Source organism: Acinetobacter sp. Ac8, from assembly GCF_055392545.1.
In genome coordinates this window covers 1,526,382-1,542,855 of the sequence record NZ_AP043689.1, presented here as the reverse complement: position 1 = coordinate 1,542,855, position 16,474 = coordinate 1,526,382, and the positions used below count along the sequence as shown (strand labels likewise).

The window sequence follows — 16,474 nt, the reverse complement described above, 5'->3', positions numbered from 1 at the left end:
CACAAATATTTCAAATTATTTCTATTCTAACCGATTCCAAGCTTTTCCCATACTTTTTGTATTCTGGTTGACGAAATCGGCATCTTGGTTTTCATTGGTTGAGAAAATAATGAAATACGTAGTTCCTCAACCATGAAGTAGACTTCTTTAACACGAACATCCAACTTAAACTTAAACAGTTTATCCATCCAAGGATCTACTTCTTTAATTGCAGCATCATCACGATTTAGATTATTCGGCAATCGATCTAAACGCAATAACAATGCTTTTAAATAACGTGGATATTCCTGCCAAATATCGGAAGATTTTGAATAAACAAAATTGGATAAGTTCATTAAATCCAGTTGATCTTCAATATCATTCATATTTTTTGCAAATACGTCTTGATCCAACATCAGCAATTGCTGGCGTATTTCTTGCCATTGAATATAAATTTCACTGATCAGCTTTAATGCTTCCTGACCATGACTTAAAAAAGACTTTTTCACATCAGCCATGACTATCGCAAACTCTTCAGCATTAATGGGTAAATCTTGAATTGCCATTTGTAATGTTGCGTACACCAACATTTGCTCAAGTTGCGCTTTATCACCCAAAGGAGAATATGCCAATGCCAGTGGCTTGGAAATTTGCTTTTTCAATTGACGAATCAAATCCCCCAATTGCATATGAATCAAACGAATTACGCCTTCACGGTGCTGCTTAATCGCTTCACTTTGATCATTAAAAGTCTGAATCACAATACCAGAGTCATCTTTCAACTCTAACTTAGCAAAGTCTTTACTTGGAACCAATGCCTGATATTGTTTAACCACAACCCCGGTTACTTTCTGAGAGGCCTCAAATACAAAACTTTCAGGGAAAGTAGTAAACTCACCTTTTAACTGTTTGACGGGACTGTGTGTTTCAGTTCGACAACGTGCTTTAAGTTCGGCAAGATCACGACCTTTTTCAATCACGCGGCCTTTTTCATCAATTACTTTGATAAATGGAATTAAGTACTGATCAATACGTTCAAAAGAAAAATCTTTACTGGTGATTTGTTCACCACGTAATTGAAATACCAAAAACTCAAAAATATGCTGATGCAAATGTTGTGCATCAATTGCTTTGATCAATTTATTGGCTGTATCTGGAATCGGCACCAAATTACGACGTTTATCTTTTGGTAAGGCTTTTAATAACGCTTCGATTAAATCCAAACGCCAACCCGGAATTCCCCAAGACCAAATATTTTCATCAACTTGCGCTAAGGCTTGTACCGGAATTTTTACTGTTGCGCCATCTTCATCATGACTTGGATCAAAACGATAGCTGGCAGCTAAACGTAATTGTCCATTATGTAAATAATCTGGAAATTGTTGCGTGGTTGGACGATCATTCATCCATAAATCATCATCATCAACAAACAGATAACGAGGATTCTGCGGCTCTACTGTTGCTCGCCAATCTTCAAAACTACGCCGACTGGCAATTTCTGTAGGTACTTTTGCGGCATAAAACTGATAAATGGTTTCTTCATCGACGACCAAATCACGACGACGCAGTTTGTCTTCCACACGTTCAACTTCTTCAAGCTTTAATAGGTTGTGTTTTAAGAATGGTGGCGTTGTTCCCAAGTTTCCTGTGGTTAGTGCATCTCTTAAGAAAATTTCATGCGCAGCCAATTGGTCCACTTTTTCATAGTTGGTGGCGCGTTTCGGTTCAATGATCAGCCCAAATAATGAAATCTGATCGTAAGCATTGACCACACCCGGTTTTTTCGCCCAATGTGGCTCAAAATAATGATGTTTTAATAAGTTAGGTGCAGCTAAAAGAATCCACTCAGGCTCAATTTTTGCCAGTGTGCGTAAATACACCTGTGAGGTTTCGACCATTTCAAATGCCATTACCCATGGAGTATTGGTTTTATGTAAGGTCGATGCAGGAAAAATTCGGGCTTTTTGCTGACGAACTGCCATAAAAATATTACGTTCGTCAGTTTTATTGGCAATAAAAGACAATAACCCTGTCAATAAAGCACGATGTAAATTTTCATAACTGGCTGTCTTTTCATTGAATGAAAGTTTTAAACCTTGTGCTAAATCCAGTAATTGTTCATGCGTTTTCTTCCACTCGCGTAAGCGTAACCAGCTAAGAAAATGCTGTTTGGCAAAATTACGTCTTTTGCTTTCACTTAAAGTTTCACGATTTTCAGTCAGTGTATTCCACAATTTAATATAAAATAGAAAATCTGAATCTGCTTCTTTAAATAATGCATGTTTTTGATCCGCCTGCATTTGCTTATCAGCAGGACGCTCGCGTGGGTCTTGTACTGCAAGCGCCGCAACAATAATCAAAACTTCATTCAGCACCCCAAAATGAGCACCACCGAGAATCATCCGTGCTAGGCGTGGGTCTATTGGCATTTTTGCCATTTGTAGACCGATTTTGGTTAAACTGTTGTTTTGAAGTTCGGCTTTTTTAGTAGCAGGTTGAGCAAGGTTTTTTGCTTTAGCACCAGCTACAGCTCCCTGTTGGGAAACTGCACTTTCACTTTGTGCAACCACTTGAGGAAGATTATTTGAATTTTGCACTTCATGGATAGCACCTAATTCAATCAGCAACTTACGTCCATCATTGACCAAACGATGGTCTGGTGGCTCAATAAAATCAAAATCTTCTACAGCACCTAAACCGAGACTTTGCATCTGTAAAATAACCGATGCTAAATTGGTTCGTTTAATTTCGGGTTCAGTAAAATCTGGACGACTTTGAAAATCATCTTCACTGTATAAGCGAATGCAAACACCTGGTGCAATACGACCACATCGTCCTTTACGCTGGTTTGCAGCAGCTTGAGAAATCGCTTCAATTGGTAAACGCTGCACCCGTGAACGATAGTTATAGCGAGAAATACGCGCAAAGCCACTGTCGATCACATAACGAATATTCGGTACAGTCAATGCTGTTTCAGCAACGTTGGTCGCGATGATAATACGTCGCCCACCACCAGAAGGATTAAAGATTTTCTGCTGTTCGGCTAAAGCTAAACGTGCATATAACGGTAAAATTTGCGTGTGTTTAGGACCAAATTTTTGTAAGGTCTCTTGTAGTTCTCGAATTTCTTGTTCAGTGCTTGAAAAAATAAGAATATCCGCATGTTCAGGATGTCCTTTAGATTCAGCATCCTTAAAACATTCTTCTACAGCTTGTACCACCGCACGTGGTAAATTTTCTTCAAAATCATCAAAGTCATCATCATCACTGCCGCCGATCGTCATCTCAGAAATTGGACGATAACGCAGTTCTACTGGAAAGCTACGTCCTTCCACTTCAAAAATCGGTGCGCCATTAAAATATTCGCTAAAGCGATTCACATCTAATGTCGCTGAAGTAATAATGATTTTTAAATCAGGGCGCTTTTTTACCAGTTGCTTCAGGTAACCCATGATGAAGTCAATGTTTAATGAACGCTCATGCGCTTCATCAATAATAATCGTGTCATATTTATTTAAATAACGATCATTAGAAAGTTCAGCAAGAAGAATACCGTCCGTCATTAAGCGAACGATTGAATCGTTTGATCCTTGTTCATTAAAACGCACTTTAAAACTGATGCTTTCACCCAGCTTCTCACCAACTTCTTCAGCAATACGTTGCGATACACTTCGTGCTGCCAGACGTCGAGGCTGAGTATGACCAATCATCCCAGTTAAACCACGACCTGCAAGCATTGCGATCTGTGGTAATTGCGTGGTTTTACCAGAACCCGTTTCCCCTGCAACAATAATAATCTGATGCTTTTGAATCGCTTCAATCAGTTTATCTGCATACTGGGTAACCGGTAGATCCTGATTGAGTTTGATTGTCGGTAGGCTGGCTAATCTTTTTTTGACTTGATGGTTTGATTTCTCAAACAGTTCTTGGAATTTTTCAGGATGAGCATCTTTTCCTTTTTTCAGTCGATTTAAACGATGGCGATCTCGTACCATAACCCATTGATCGACATTTAACTGATTTGGCACAGATGCATTATCCTAATACTTAAAATTGAACGGAATATTTTACGCTGTAAAGCACAGGAGAGATAGTCCAATCAAAGTGAATTCATGTTTACGTTATACATGTATTATAAAAATAATATTTAAAAGCTGCTAAAGTCCACTCAACTAGCAACTGTCTGTGGCTGCAAATATTCATATAGGCCTAGATCTGTTGCGGTTGATCTACATCAATCAGGTAGCTTGAGGTGATGCTTAAGTACAAAACAGCAGCCACCCATATCATTTGCACGCTATACAACATTGAAATGTGATGGAGTTAAAATTCAATTTATCTTATATGAACAAATTCTATACATTGAAATAAATTTTATATCTTTTTTAGAAATCGCCCTTGAAATATAGCCCCAGAAGCATCATGTTTGTAACAGATTAAAAAAGGATGCTTTGTCATTCAAACATCATCTTTATTTGCTTTAGTTGATGAAATACTGACAAAACAACGGTTTTTGGTGAAATGTATCTGGAGCACGCTAATTTGATTTTCCGATCTTAGCGATAAAAAAATACTATTTCCCCAATAATCTAAAATTCATTATTCTAGTTAAATATTAGATAAACACCTCAATCATGGAGATAATGATGAGCTTAATTAATACTGAAGTTAAACCTTTTAAAGCACAAGCTTTCCAAAACGGCCAATTCATCGAAGTTACAGAAGCCGATCTTAAAGGTAAATGGTCTGTAGTTTTCTTCTATCCAGCTGACTTCACTTTTGTTTGCCCAACAGAACTTGGTGACCTTGCTGACAACTATGCTGAATTCAAAAAATTAGGTGTTGAAATCTACTCTGTTTCTACAGATACACACTTCACGCACAAAGCTTGGCACGATTCTTCTGAAGAAATCAAAAAAATTGAATATGTAATGGTTGGCGACCCAACTTGGGTTCTTGCTAAAAACTTCGAAGTTTTAATTGAATCTGCTGGTCTTGCTGATCGTGGTACTTTCGTTATCGATCCTGAAGGTAAAATCCAAATCATCGAAATCAATGCTGGTGGTATTGGTCGTGATGCTTCTGAACTTCTTCGTAAAGTTAAAGCAGCTCAATATGTTCACGGTCATCCTGGCGAAGTTTGCCCAGCTAAATGGAAAGAAGGCGATGCAACTCTTGCTCCTTCAATCGACTTAGTTGGTAAAATCTAATTCTTAAATTAGATTAAACACATAAAAAAACCACGCTTTTTAGCGTGGTTTTTTTTGCATTAGATTTTATGTATAGGTTTTTTGTGTTTGTAGATTTTTATTTAATGCGACCAAATTGCAATTTCATATCCATCTAAATCTTTAAAATGAAAACGACGTCCACCTGGAAAACTAAAAATCTCTTGTACGATGGTTGCACCCGCCTCTTTCACACACGTTAAGCTTTGTTCTAATTGGGCACTATACAAAACAATTAATGCGCCACCAGAACTTTGCACATCATCAGATTGAGCAAAGCCCCCTTTTATCTCCCCTGAATCAAACTCACAATATTCAGGGCCAAAGTCGGTGAAAGTCCAGCCTAAGTTTTGATAAAACCTTTTACTTTGTTCGACATCTTTCACCATAAATTCAATATAGTTAATGGAAATTTTTTGACGAGCCGCTGACTGATCCATCGATGTTTCTCCTTAAATTTATAAAATATTGTTCTATAGAAAACAAAAAATGAGTCAATTGATAATACATTTAAACCACTGAATATAGGATAGCAAAAAATTATTTTTGCGTAGTTCTACTCAAACGATCAACTTGCTTAAGTAACTCAGGAATACGATATTTCCCGTACATGGACTGTACATTATGTTTTGCTTGCACTAATTCTATGCCGATGGCAGAGACATATAATGGCTTAACACTTTGTCCACGTAAAATTTCAAATTCCTTTGGTGTTCCTCTAAATTCATTTTTGGCCACCCCAATCACAGGGATTTTATCAACTAAGGCAGCATATAAGTGCTGTCCTAAACCTGCTGTTTGTTCAACGCCTAAATAGACATAGCCATCAATCACAATCATATCGATGGGCTCTTTCACCAAATCCAATAACGTCAAAATACATGGCAATTCACGTTTATAAAATTGACCTGATTCATAGTCAGCAATTGGTTTGATGGTGATAAGGTAATGATTCAATACAACTGAACTCGCCCAAGATTCAAATACTACACCAGCAACTTGTGCAGAGTTATCTGTATAGGCAACGTCTATTGCAAGAATCATGATCCACCTCTTAATGACTAATTAATGACTAAAATAAAATACCAATTTTCTCATTTACTGATGATTTTTTAAGTGTTTATCTTGCCCAGAATCTGTAATGTCAAAATATGAATATCTTTAGCAGAATATAAACAGCTTTATTTACAAAACCACTATACATTTCTTTAAGTGAATAGACTAATTTCAAAAGATACAGAATACATTTTTCTGTAAAACAATCAAAAGTTTAAGGGGTTGCTTATGGGATCAATGATTACCGTGACTTCTTGGAAGTACAATGCTTCTTCACGGTATTTAAAAATTTTTTATAACAATGGTTCTGGTGAACTTTACCATCCTGTCCCAGAATTTATATACAATAATTTACTACGATGTAGTGATAAAACAGCATTCGTGCATAAATACCTAGAATACGATTTACATTTTAAGCGACTTTCAATTTTATAGTTTTTAGAACTGTGCTTTTAGAGCAAAGTCAGGGAGATTTCTCCCTGATGTAAAAACTCGATTAGTTTTTAAATGTCACTACAAACAGACCAGACCCAATCGACAAGGTTGTGGTCATAAACCTTTCATCTCGTTTAACTTCCATGATAAAGCTCTTTACTTCAGCAGCATGTGATATCACATTATCTACAATCAATACCCCACCATGCTCTACAAGCATCTTCTGTAAATATATCCAGTAATTTAAATAAGCATTGCGCTCAGCGTCCAGTAGAATAAAGTCATATTGTTCCTGACACTGTTCCAAGTATTTTTGTGCATCCCCTACCCAAAAATCAATCACGTCATCAACCTGTAACTCTTGAGCATGCAGTTGCGCTTGCTGAGTTCTTTTTTCATCGATCTCTAGCGTTGTAACCTTGGCACCTGTGACTTTGGCTGCATCCGCAAGCCACAATGTAGAGTAACCTGTTGATGTCCCGATCTCTAAAATTTTCTTAGACTGCTGAATTCTCACTTGCATGGCTAAAAACAATGCTGATTCAGGTTCGATATTTCGATAGCGTTTAATACGATCACACTGTGTAGCATCAAACTTAATAAAGGATTGATATAGTTCATTCAATCGTTGCAAAAATGGGTTACTTAAACTCATGTTTAGATCTTCCTTTTCACTATCATTGTTATTATTTCAATCATTTACGTCATTGCTATGACAATACATAGCTTTTGACAAGTTACATCGTTACGGTTTATTTCGTGACTTTATCATTCGGTAAAATCTAGCAAGTACAACTCAAACCTCATGTAAAAATTCAAATCTTGCTTGGACTTGACCATTTTCTAATGTGACTTGCTCACAAAACATTTCATAAGGTCGAACCCAGATTGAATAATCATCATATAAACATTGGTAAACCACAACTTTTTCACGGGTTTCACTGTGTGTTGCGACATGAAAGACTTGGTATAAATTACCTTTATAATGTTTATAAATTCCAGCTTTTAACATCTACACTCAACACTCTAAATACGATATCTATGTTATACAGGATAGCCAAAGAAAAAACTCGTCCGTAGACGAGTTTTTTATGCTTTTCAATTTTTAAATTAAGAAAAGTCTAAGCCTTTTTCAAATGCTTTTAACTCGTGGCGAGCCATTGCTAAGTTTGATTTAGAACGATCTAAAACAAGATAAAGGAATAAGTTTTCATTTGAATCAAGTGGGCGAATCAAATGATACTGTTTACCTAATGTAATTAAAATATCTTCAATTACATCATCTAATTTCAGTGCTTTTGCTACTTTACGCTTAGCACGAACAACTTCAGTATTACCTGCTGCTGCTAATTCTAAGTCTAAACCTGCACCTGCAGTCGCTAAAGATAAACCACTTTCGCTATCTACTAATGCAGCACAAACGAAACCATCGATATCAGTTAATTGATCTAGTGTAATACGAGCCATGAGCATCCCCGTTTCTTTCAACATTGTTGTTCGCTTTAGTAATTCAATTTTTATTTTGCTTTACTAAAACACTTTACTATTTAGCTAAAAATATTCATTTCTAACTAACATGGATAAATTAGTATTCTTTTTTTGAATACCCATTTAATTTTATTTGATAATCAATTTTAATTAATTATTTCCCACACTCATTTTAATAGCATAAAAAATATTAACTATTCAATAGAAATTTAAAAAATAAATGACTAATTTGACTATTTAAAACTTTTGAAAAAACCCAACAAATACCAGATAGAAAAAATCCAGTACAAATCTCATTTTTCAAAAAAAATGCAACTGAAGTTACATTTTTCACAATGGCTTATCTATATATTTCTCATCAGTAATTCTGAAGTAGATTTAAGCTCATAGAGCATCTGTCCCAATAAAATATCTTTGTTGGTCATCGCCACTAAAACCAGTGGATGCTTTGGATGAGGAATGGCTGTCAAAAGTGCTTTTCCGTTCTCAGCATCTAAGGTAATTGTTTGACATCCAACAAGATTGATTTCTGAAACAAATGCGGTTACTAGGGCTAAAATCGAACTACTCACTGCGGCAATCTTTCCAGAATTGCTAATATTTTTCTTGTTGACTAAAGCAATTTCAAACCCATCAGAAGTACACAACATGATGAACTCTACACCACTGACAGAGTTCAAAAGCTGCCTGATTTGTTTTTCAGCATATGCTACAAAATCATCAGGTACTTTTCGAGATGTGTTTAGGTCAAGCATATTCAAGAAAACCCCATAAATTAATTTGTAAATTCAGCATTTTCAAAAGCCGAAAACACAGGTTTTTCAGACTTTTTCCAGCAACAGAATTATTTGATATACTTCACATTTTACACTCAATTCTATCTGTTTTTATTGGCTTGTAAACATGTTTTTTCACTTTTAATTTAATTTTTTGAGCACTAATATTGCGCCACAAAGCTTCAAATTGTCAGATTTTTTTCAACAAGGTCACTTTCAAATAACTAATATCATAAATTGAGTGGATCTTAAACCTTATCTTGATTTAATTTTAACGATACAGCATTAAAACAAACTTAAATTTTACCATTGTTTATTTTATTGATATTGGCAGTTAAACTATAAAATCAGTTTATTGATATTATATTAAGCTTTTATTAAAAGCAGATTTTTGCGCTATTATTCGATATAAGATAAATTGATCTTATAAAAACTTTACATTTTATTTTTTGATTTGGTTATTTTTTGTGTTTATATTTATTTCATCCAACTGCTGGATGCCAAAAATTAATTTAAAAAAGGTACAAGACAATGAATAAACTTCTACTCTCTCTTGGTCTGATTGCAACGATTGCACTTGTTGGTTGTAATAAAGATAAAGCGCCAGAAACAGGGGCGACCACAGGTGAACATGCTGAAAATGCCGTAGAACAAGCAAAACATGATGCAGAACATGCCGCTCAAAATGCAGCTGATGCGACGGCGAAAGCTGCGGATAATGCAGCAAATGCAACTGCGACTGCTGTCGATCATGCCGCTGATGCAACTGCACATGCTGCCGATGCAACTGTTGATGCTGCTAAAGATGCCACTGCAACTGCCGCTGGTTCTGTTGAAAAAGGTGCTGCGGACGTTAAAGAAAAAGCAAGCCAATAGTTTTAATCTGAAAAAAGCTCCTAAATATAGGAGCTTTTTTATATTTGTCATATATTTAGATTATCAATGAATCAGCTTTCAGTTACTTGGAGTTTTGTTTATGCCACATTCTCATCACCTAGAGCAGCATTTTATACAACGTACAGGCTGGTTAAGAGCAGCGGTCTTGGGTGCAAATGATGGCATCATTTCTGTGACCAGTTTAGTGATGGGAATGGCAGCGAGTGGTGCGTCTAGTCACACGCTATTGATTACCTGTATTGCGGGATTGATTTCAGGTGCAACCTCAATGGCCGCCGGTGAATATATTTCCGTCAAATCTCAATCAGATATTGAAGCGGCGGATTTAAAAATCGAAGCTCGCGAATTAGAAAAAAACCCGCACTTAGAGCTTAAAGAACTGACTCACATTTATATTCAACGCGGTTTAGATCCCGAATTGGCACATCAAGTTGCTGTTCAACTCACAGAAAAAGATGCCTTAGAAGCGCATGCACGGGATGAAATTGGGATCAATGAAGCAACTGCGGCAAGACCATTACAAGCTGCTGGTTCTTCAGCGTTATCGTTTTCAATAGGTGCCTTATTTCCAACATTGTCGATTCTGTTTAGCCCCGAAGCATATTTAGAAAAAATTGTTTTAGTAGTCGGTATCTTATCTCTGGTCATACTCGGTGCCTTATCCAGCTATTTTGCGGGTACATCAATACTCAAGGGTAGTTTCCGTGTGGCGGTATGGGGAATTATCGCAATGGCGTTCTCAAGCTGGATTGGTTCTCTGTTCCAAGTCACTCCGATGTGATCCAAGCCTCTATAAAATAAGCTACACTCTAAAGGTGTATTTGAATTATATTTTTATAATAAATACCGAACATAATTTGCTTATTCCAATTGGCTTGGGCAAAGTAACTTCAAACTCAAGGAGCTTAAGTATGTCTTTATTAGAACAATTAGGGATAAAACATCCCATCTTACTTGCACCAATGGCAGGCGTTTCTACCCCACTATTGGCAGCGGAAGTATCAAATCAAGGGGCTTTAGGCGCTTTAGGACTCGGTGCAAATACCATAGATTCTGCACTTCAACAAATTCAAGAAACCCAAGCGTTAACACCACATCCTTTTCAATTAAATTTTTTCTGTCATGAATCAACAGCATTAAACACTGAATCTAATACGCTGTGGAGTCAACATTTAGCAGCTGAATTTAAAAAATTTGGCGCAAATCCTCCCACAGAATTAAAATGCATCTACCCGAGCTTTAAAGACAATGATGATTTTTTAAACCTGTGTTTAGACACTCAACCCAAAGCGGTAAGTTTTCATTTTGGTATCCCGCATCAATATCAAATTCAAAAATTAAAACAGGCCGGTATTATCACTCTAGTTTCTGCAACCAATCTGACTGAAGCGCTGGCTATTGAAGAAGCTGGGATTGATATTATTGTGGCTCAAGGTATTGAAGCAGGTGGGCATCGCGGTATTTTTAACGCTCAAATTGATGGTGCAATTAAAACCTTAGATCTAGTCCCGCTTATCAAAAAACATAGCTCGCTGCCTGTCGTTGCAGCAGGCGGTATTATGAATGGGCAACAAGCCAAAGCCATGTTAAATCTTGGTGCTGATGCTGTACAATTGGGAACGGCTTTTGTGCAATGTAAAACATCAAACGCCAATCCAGCATATCGCAAGGCCTTATTTGATCACCCACTCACTCAAATTACCTCAAGCATTTCAGGTCGCCCAGCACGCGGCATCATCAATCATTGGCAAGCGAGGATTGATCAGCCCGACCGACCGCATGTAGCCGCCTACCCTTATGCCTATGATTTGGCAAAACAGCTAAATGCTTTCGCGGTGCAACATGGTGATACTGGCTTTGGTGCATTCTGGGCTGGAAGTAATGTTGGACAGATTCGTGAATTAGAGGCTCAGGATCTGGTTAATCAATTGGTTGTGGAAATGAACCATTCTTAATGCTCAACTCAGCTGTCAATAGAAGCTGAACTGCAGCAGCTTCTATTTATACTTATTATGCTTGGCTTTGTTCAGCTAACATATACACTAAATCTAATTCAGGGCATGCATACCCCAATCCTGTCATTGCAGCGGTAATTTGCCCACGATGATGAGTGCCATGATTAAAAACATGCATAAGTGTGGCAGCATAAGGCAAAGTCAGTTCTTGTCCAGAAACGCGTTTATAGGTTAAATCTGCATTTAAGGTTTTTTCATCTAACTGCTCTAGAAACTCAATCCAATTTTTTGACTTCTCTTGTAATTCATCCAGTAATGCTGTCTTTTTAGTTTGGATCATTGTATTTAATGCAATTGCAGGTGATATCCCCTGCTTAAAGCGTGAATACCAAAGATAATGTTCACCCAACAATAGATGATTCAAGGTGCCAACAATGCTTTTAAAGTAAAGACCAACATCTTTGTTAAAATCATCATCGGATACAGATTTTAAACTTTCACAAAGACGCTGGGTTGCCCAGATATTGTATTGTGCCAGTATTCTGAAAGAGTCTTTATTCATGACTTAAATAAACCATCATTGTGGGTATATGAAATATAGGGTCTGTTGACAATTCGTCTACGTTTGCGACTACGTGTGTTTTTTAGGCGGTACTAGGCGCGAAATACGAAATTTAGTCATTCTAAATGAGTAGTTTGTAACGACGTAGCGGCAAAAAACACGCTAGTCCCCCGCTGCGCCTTGCGCTGCAAACAAAGCAGTGCTTTGTTCTTGCTCAGGGTTGTGGCTAAAATTATCTCAGCCTTCGTTATGAAACTTGAAAATAGTCTCGCTATTCTCATTCATGCTTTACGACGTATACGTCTCATGCTCAATTTTAACCTACAACGCAAGCCATTTATGAAATGTCAACAGACCCTGATCAGCTTGATAAAAATGCCATTTTGACTAGAATAGCGACAAAATCAATAAAGCTAGCTTGATGCTCATGTTAAATCAAATTTTTTGCCAATCGGTGAATCATTTTCCACTTATTTGATTAAGTTTTAAATTTTTTAACAACTTATTCAAAATACAAGTGAGATTTATCATGTCTGCATATCATCAAATACGTGCGCTATATGACCGTGACACGATTACAGTTTATCAAGCCTATAACCAACAAATTGCACAATTGGCGGTACAACAACAAAAGTTTGTTTCGCCCTTTTCCTTTCACAGAATGACATGGATAAAACCTTCATTTTTATGGCTAATGGAAAGAAGTCATTGGGCAACAAAATCCAACCAAAATCATATTTTGGCAATCCGTATCAAACGTGATTTTTGGGAATATTTACTCCAGCAAAGTATCCATACCGACCCGACACTTTCTGCGCATAAAAATGGCGAACACTGGTTTGAGTCTTTTGAAAATGCCAAAGTTCATATTCAGTGGGATCCTGAACGGAATTTAAAAGGAACTAAGCTTGAACAGCGTAGTATTCAAATTGGGATTAGTCGTTTTTTAATTCAAGCGTTTAACAACACGGCGATTCACTCAATCCAAGATATCACGCCTCTTGTAAATAAGATGGCGCAATTTCGACGTCTAGGACAGTATAAACACGCTGAAAAGCTCTTGCCTAAACAACGTATTTATCCTTTAAACGATGCATTAAAAAAACATTTGCTGATTGGTTGATTCAGTATGGGAGTTCGCTTCCATACTAATTACACCTTATTGATTACACATCCAATAAATTTAGCGACTCAACCTGTACATCACTCATCGTATTGCCTTGTTCAAGCAAGTGATTAAAGTAAGCCTCAACAACTTTTGCTTGTTCTATCGTGCTTTCCACTTTGTACATATTTTGACGGAATTCATTACTAGAATGTAAGCCTTTGGTGTACCAAGCAATATGCTTACGTGCAATTCGGCAACCCGAGTATTCACCATAGAACTGATAAAGTTCAGACAAATGGCCCAGTAATACGTGTTTTACTTCTTGAATATCTGGTGCTGCTAAATATTCACCGGTTTTTAAATAATGGGCAATTTCACGAAAAATCCACGGACGCCCTTGGGCTGCACGCCCAATCATGACGGCATCTGCACCAGTATAGTTCAATACATATTTGGCTTTCTCTGGACTGTCGATATCACCATTGGCAATCACAGGAATAGAGAGCATCTGTTTGACTTCTTTAATCAAACTATAACGTGCCGTATTTAAATACATATCCTCACGAGTTCGACCATGTAAAGCTAAGGCTGCAATTCCGGCTTCTTCTGCTCTTTTCGCCACACGGATAATATTCTCATGGCCATTTAAAAAACCTAACCGCGTTTTTAACGTCACAGGCACATCAACCGCTTTTACCACTGCATCTAAAATTCGGGCAACCAAATCTTCATCTTTCAGCAATGCCGAACCTGCCAGTTTATTACAAACTTTTTTTGCTGGGCATCCCATATTGATATCAACAATTTGCGCACCATTTGCAACTTGATAACGTGCTGCCTCAGCCAACTGATCTGGTTCAGATCCTGCAATTTGCGCTGAAATCGGCGCTAATTCACCATCAAAATTTGCCCGATATAAACTCTTTTTGGTCATACGTAAGGTCTGATCAGAGGTCATCATTTCACTTACCGCATGCCCAGCACCAAAGTATTTGCACAGTGTCCTAAACGGACGGTCTGTGACTCCGGCCATAGGTGCAACGATTAAATTATTTGACAGTTGATAAGGACCAATATACATATATATTCATACATTTTTAGACCTTCATAGTATACTGCATCTGCCATAGTGGCTCATCATTTTCTGAGTATGTTTTCTTCGACATGAAAAAATTAGTTCGACATCACGCATTTCTTAAATCTTTCAGCGTGTTAGCTCTTTCTTTAAGCCTAGTCGCTTGTGGTAAAGGTTCATGGTTTGCCAATGAAGATGATGAACAATTAAAACAAGAGCAAATCAGAAAACTGATTCCAAATCGTGTCAATCAACGTGACTCGTGGGCAAAAGACATCTACGATATTTCCAATGAATTAAAAATCCCAACCAACAAAGAAAATATCTGTACCATCATTGCGGTGGTTGATCAGGAATCTAACTTTGTTGCCAATCCTGTCGTGCCAGGTTTGGGGGATAAAGCGGTAAAAGAAGTCACCACACGTTTAAATGAAAAGTTTGAAGATAAACTTGGAACCACAATTGGTGGCACAGTTGCTGCATATTTTGAGAATGTTTTAAAAAATCAGCCCTCACCAGATGATAACTATTTAAAACAAATGAGTCGTGTCCGCACTGAAAAAGATTTAGACGTACTTTATCGTGAAATCTTTGATTATATGGCAAAGCATTATCATGTGAGTGCGCTGACAGGTGCGGCCAAATTTGTTGGACAAGATATTGCTGAAAAAATGAACCCAATCACCACATTAGGTTCCATGCAGGTTCATATCAATTATGCCAAAGAGCATAAACGCACCAGTATGAACATCAATGAATTACGTGATGATCTATATACTCAATTTGGAGGTTTATACTATGGAATCCATCGTTTAATGATGTATCCAGCAGATTATGATAAACCAATTTATCGTTTTGCTGACTATAACTCAGGCATGTATTCGAGCCGAAATGCCGCTTTTCAAAAAATGATCGATAAGCTCACTGAAGCTGATCTGGCACTTGATGGTGATTTACTCTCGTATGATAAAAATGGCGCCCCGCGTCCGGCAATTACAGATACAGAAAAAGCCCTCACTGCCTTATTTTCAAAAAATAATATTTTAGTCACACCAAGACAACTACGTAGTGATTTAAAAGACGAGAAGCAGCAAGATTTTGAAAAAACTCAAACTTATATCGCTGTATCTAAACTTTATAAGAATAAAACAGGTAAAGATCCAATGTATGCCATAATGCCAGAAGTTGTCATTTCTGGGCCTAAATTGAGTCGTGATTATAATACTAACTGGTACGCAAGCCGCGTAAACGGACGATATGAAACATGTATGCACCGAGCAAAACGTTTAAAAATTTAGCATTATTTGATTTTGACGGAACCTTATGTAAAAAAGACAGTTTCACAGGGTTTATTTTCTATGCTTTATCAAAAAGACATATCGTAAAGCAAGGCATCAAAATTTTACCGTGGATTCAGGCCTATTATTTAAACATCTATCCTGCCAACTCCATGCGTATCAAATTATTTAATGCAATGTTTAAACAAGCCGATGCCAATGAAATTCAAGATATTGCAAACGAATACGCTCAACGCTTAGTTCGACAACTGGATCAAAACCTTTATCAGCAGTTATTAAAACATCAAACGAATGGCGATGATGTTGTTTTGGTTTCAGCATCTGTAGATATTTACCTCAAAATCATTTGCCAAATCTTAGATATCGATTTGATTTGTACCGGTACTGAAGTCATAGATGGTAAATTTACTGGTAACTATTCCACGCCAGATTGTAGTTGTGAACAAAAACGACTACGCATCTTAGAAAAATATGATTTAGACCAATACGACAAAATATTCGCCTATGGAAACAGTGAAGAAGATTTGGATATGCTTCATTTGGCCGACTATCAATATATGGTTGGTAAGGATCAGGTTTTACCCTATTTAGAAGACGAAAAAAAATTTGCGTAATTC

17 protein-coding genes are annotated in these 16,474 nt (G+C 37.1%); 8 read left to right on the top strand and 9 right to left on the bottom strand.

Annotated features, from left to right (window positions below; all coding sequences use genetic code 11):
* Window positions 1-26: 26 nt before the first annotated feature.
* The gene (locus ACZ5QH_RS07405; RefSeq protein ID WP_303576487.1) at window positions 27-4,007 is read right to left on the bottom strand and encodes a DUF3418 domain-containing protein; all 3,981 of its coding nucleotides are present in this window, start codon (window positions 4,005-4,007) and stop codon (window positions 27-29) included.
* A 618-nt stretch (window positions 4,008-4,625) separates the two neighbouring features.
* Between ACZ5QH_RS07405 and ahpC the strand changes: the two genes are divergently transcribed.
* Window positions 4,626-5,189: an alkyl hydroperoxide reductase subunit C gene (gene ahpC, locus ACZ5QH_RS07400; RefSeq protein ID WP_004721823.1), complete on the top strand. Its 564-nt coding sequence runs from the start codon at window positions 4,626-4,628 to the stop codon at window positions 5,187-5,189.
* A gap of 101 nt (window positions 5,190-5,290) precedes the next feature.
* Here the strand turns inward: ahpC and ACZ5QH_RS07395 are convergent, their stop codons facing one another.
* The gene (locus tag ACZ5QH_RS07395) at window positions 5,291-5,647 is read right to left on the bottom strand and encodes a VOC family protein (protein WP_303576486.1); all 357 of its coding nucleotides are present in this window, start codon (window positions 5,645-5,647) and stop codon (window positions 5,291-5,293) included.
* 100 nt (window positions 5,648-5,747) lie between these two features.
* Complete coding sequence (locus ACZ5QH_RS07390) at window positions 5,748-6,251, bottom strand: endonuclease V (RefSeq protein ID WP_303576485.1); 504 nt, start codon at window positions 6,249-6,251, stop codon at window positions 5,748-5,750.
* A 240-nt stretch (window positions 6,252-6,491) separates the two neighbouring features.
* Between ACZ5QH_RS07390 and ACZ5QH_RS07385 the strand changes: the two genes are divergently transcribed.
* Window positions 6,492-6,698 carry a KTSC domain-containing protein gene (locus ACZ5QH_RS07385; RefSeq protein ID WP_004721830.1) on the top strand — a complete coding sequence of 69 codons (207 nt, stop codon included), beginning with the start codon at window positions 6,492-6,494 and terminating at the stop codon, window positions 6,696-6,698.
* Between the two features lie 61 nt (window positions 6,699-6,759).
* On the opposite strand, the gene ACZ5QH_RS07380 is transcribed toward ACZ5QH_RS07385, so the two are convergent.
* The 4 genes from ACZ5QH_RS07380 to ACZ5QH_RS07365 form a co-directional block, all read right to left on the bottom strand.
* The gene (locus tag ACZ5QH_RS07380; protein ID WP_034612124.1) at window positions 6,760-7,353 is read right to left on the bottom strand and encodes an O-methyltransferase; all 594 of its coding nucleotides are present in this window, start codon (window positions 7,351-7,353) and stop codon (window positions 6,760-6,762) included.
* Between the two features lie 141 nt (window positions 7,354-7,494).
* On the bottom strand, window positions 7,495-7,710 hold the full coding sequence (locus ACZ5QH_RS07375; protein ID WP_004820203.1) for a DUF1653 domain-containing protein: 216 nt from the start codon (window positions 7,708-7,710) through the stop codon (window positions 7,495-7,497).
* 98 nt (window positions 7,711-7,808) lie between these two features.
* Complete coding sequence (locus ACZ5QH_RS07370) at window positions 7,809-8,165, bottom strand: hypothetical protein (protein ID WP_004721834.1); 357 nt, start codon at window positions 8,163-8,165, stop codon at window positions 7,809-7,811.
* Between the two features lie 365 nt (window positions 8,166-8,530).
* Window positions 8,531-8,941 (bottom strand): roadblock/LC7 domain-containing protein, encoded by a 411-nt coding sequence (locus tag ACZ5QH_RS07365; protein ID WP_004721835.1) that lies wholly within the window; start codon window positions 8,939-8,941, stop codon window positions 8,531-8,533.
* Window positions 8,942-9,493: 552 nt separating this feature from the next.
* Between ACZ5QH_RS07365 and ACZ5QH_RS07360 the strand changes: the two genes are divergently transcribed.
* The 3 genes from ACZ5QH_RS07360 (at window position 9,494) to ACZ5QH_RS07350 (ending at window position 11,814) form a co-directional block, all read left to right on the top strand.
* Window positions 9,494-9,838, top strand: a complete 345-nt coding sequence (locus ACZ5QH_RS07360; RefSeq protein WP_303576484.1) for a hypothetical protein — start codon at window positions 9,494-9,496, stop codon at window positions 9,836-9,838.
* A gap of 100 nt (window positions 9,839-9,938) precedes the next feature.
* Window positions 9,939-10,640 (top strand): VIT1/CCC1 transporter family protein, encoded by a 702-nt coding sequence (locus ACZ5QH_RS07355; RefSeq protein ID WP_004820198.1) that lies wholly within the window; start codon window positions 9,939-9,941, stop codon window positions 10,638-10,640.
* An 88-nt stretch (window positions 10,641-10,728) separates the two neighbouring features.
* Window positions 10,729-11,814, top strand: coding sequence for an NAD(P)H-dependent flavin oxidoreductase (locus ACZ5QH_RS07350; RefSeq protein WP_303576551.1), 1,086 nt, complete (start codon window positions 10,729-10,731; stop codon window positions 11,812-11,814).
* 55 nt (window positions 11,815-11,869) lie between these two features.
* On the opposite strand, the gene ACZ5QH_RS07345 is transcribed toward ACZ5QH_RS07350, so the two are convergent.
* Window positions 11,870-12,376, bottom strand: coding sequence for a DinB family protein (locus ACZ5QH_RS07345; RefSeq protein ID WP_303576483.1), 507 nt, complete (start codon window positions 12,374-12,376; stop codon window positions 11,870-11,872).
* A 529-nt stretch (window positions 12,377-12,905) separates the two neighbouring features.
* Between ACZ5QH_RS07345 and ACZ5QH_RS07340 the strand changes: the two genes are divergently transcribed.
* Window positions 12,906-13,499 carry a DUF4291 domain-containing protein gene (locus ACZ5QH_RS07340; protein ID WP_303576482.1) on the top strand — a complete coding sequence of 198 codons (594 nt, stop codon included), beginning with the start codon at window positions 12,906-12,908 and terminating at the stop codon, window positions 13,497-13,499.
* 43 nt (window positions 13,500-13,542) lie between these two features.
* On the opposite strand, the gene dusB is transcribed toward ACZ5QH_RS07340, so the two are convergent.
* Entirely contained in the window at window positions 13,543-14,565 is a 1,023-nt protein-coding gene (gene dusB, locus ACZ5QH_RS07335) for a tRNA dihydrouridine synthase DusB (RefSeq protein WP_303576481.1), read from the bottom strand.
* Between the two features lie 83 nt (window positions 14,566-14,648).
* Here dusB and ACZ5QH_RS07330 point away from each other — a divergent pair, with 83 nt between their 5' ends.
* Both ACZ5QH_RS07330 and ACZ5QH_RS07325 read left to right on the top strand, forming a co-directional pair.
* The gene (locus tag ACZ5QH_RS07330; protein WP_303576480.1) at window positions 14,649-15,857 is read left to right on the top strand and encodes a DUF1615 domain-containing protein; all 1,209 of its coding nucleotides are present in this window, start codon (window positions 14,649-14,651) and stop codon (window positions 15,855-15,857) included.
* Window positions 15,824-16,471 (top strand): HAD-IB family hydrolase, encoded by a 648-nt coding sequence (locus tag ACZ5QH_RS07325; RefSeq protein WP_154131038.1) that lies wholly within the window; start codon window positions 15,824-15,826, stop codon window positions 16,469-16,471. The genes ACZ5QH_RS07330 and ACZ5QH_RS07325 overlap by 34 nt, the downstream gene beginning before the upstream one ends.
* The last annotated feature ends 3 nt before the right edge of the window (window positions 16,472-16,474 follow it).

Excerpts from the sequence above, each read along its gene's own strand:
- ACZ5QH_RS07330 (WP_303576480.1), top strand. The coding sequence starts at position 14,649 with ATGAAAAAATTAGTTCGACATCACGCATTTCTTAAATCTTTCAGCGTG.
- ACZ5QH_RS07380 (WP_034612124.1), bottom strand. The coding sequence starts at position 7,353 with ATGAGTTTAAGTAACCCATTTTTGCAACGATTGAATGAACTATATCAA.
- dusB (WP_303576481.1), bottom strand. The coding sequence starts at position 14,565 with ATGTATATTGGTCCTTATCAACTGTCAAATAATTTAATCGTTGCACCT.
- ACZ5QH_RS07375 (WP_004820203.1), bottom strand. The coding sequence starts at position 7,710 with ATGTTAAAAGCTGGAATTTATAAACATTATAAAGGTAATTTATACCAA.
- ACZ5QH_RS07370 (WP_004721834.1), bottom strand. The coding sequence starts at position 8,165 with ATGGCTCGTATTACACTAGATCAATTAACTGATATCGATGGTTTCGTT.
- ACZ5QH_RS07340 (WP_303576482.1), top strand. The coding sequence starts at position 12,906 with ATGTCTGCATATCATCAAATACGTGCGCTATATGACCGTGACACGATT.
- ACZ5QH_RS07390 (WP_303576485.1), bottom strand. The coding sequence starts at position 6,251 with ATGATTCTTGCAATAGACGTTGCCTATACAGATAACTCTGCACAAGTT.
- ACZ5QH_RS07385 (WP_004721830.1), top strand. The coding sequence starts at position 6,492 with ATGGGATCAATGATTACCGTGACTTCTTGGAAGTACAATGCTTCTTCA.
- ACZ5QH_RS07365 (WP_004721835.1), bottom strand. The coding sequence starts at position 8,941 with ATGCTTGACCTAAACACATCTCGAAAAGTACCTGATGATTTTGTAGCA.
- ahpC (WP_004721823.1), top strand. The coding sequence starts at position 4,626 with ATGAGCTTAATTAATACTGAAGTTAAACCTTTTAAAGCACAAGCTTTC.
- ACZ5QH_RS07355 (WP_004820198.1), top strand. The coding sequence starts at position 9,939 with ATGCCACATTCTCATCACCTAGAGCAGCATTTTATACAACGTACAGGC.
- ACZ5QH_RS07360 (WP_303576484.1), top strand. The coding sequence starts at position 9,494 with ATGAATAAACTTCTACTCTCTCTTGGTCTGATTGCAACGATTGCACTT.
- ACZ5QH_RS07345 (WP_303576483.1), bottom strand. The coding sequence starts at position 12,376 with ATGAATAAAGACTCTTTCAGAATACTGGCACAATACAATATCTGGGCA.
- ACZ5QH_RS07325 (WP_154131038.1), top strand. The coding sequence starts at position 15,824 with ATGTATGCACCGAGCAAAACGTTTAAAAATTTAGCATTATTTGATTTT.
- ACZ5QH_RS07395 (WP_303576486.1), bottom strand. The coding sequence starts at position 5,647 with ATGGATCAGTCAGCGGCTCGTCAAAAAATTTCCATTAACTATATTGAA.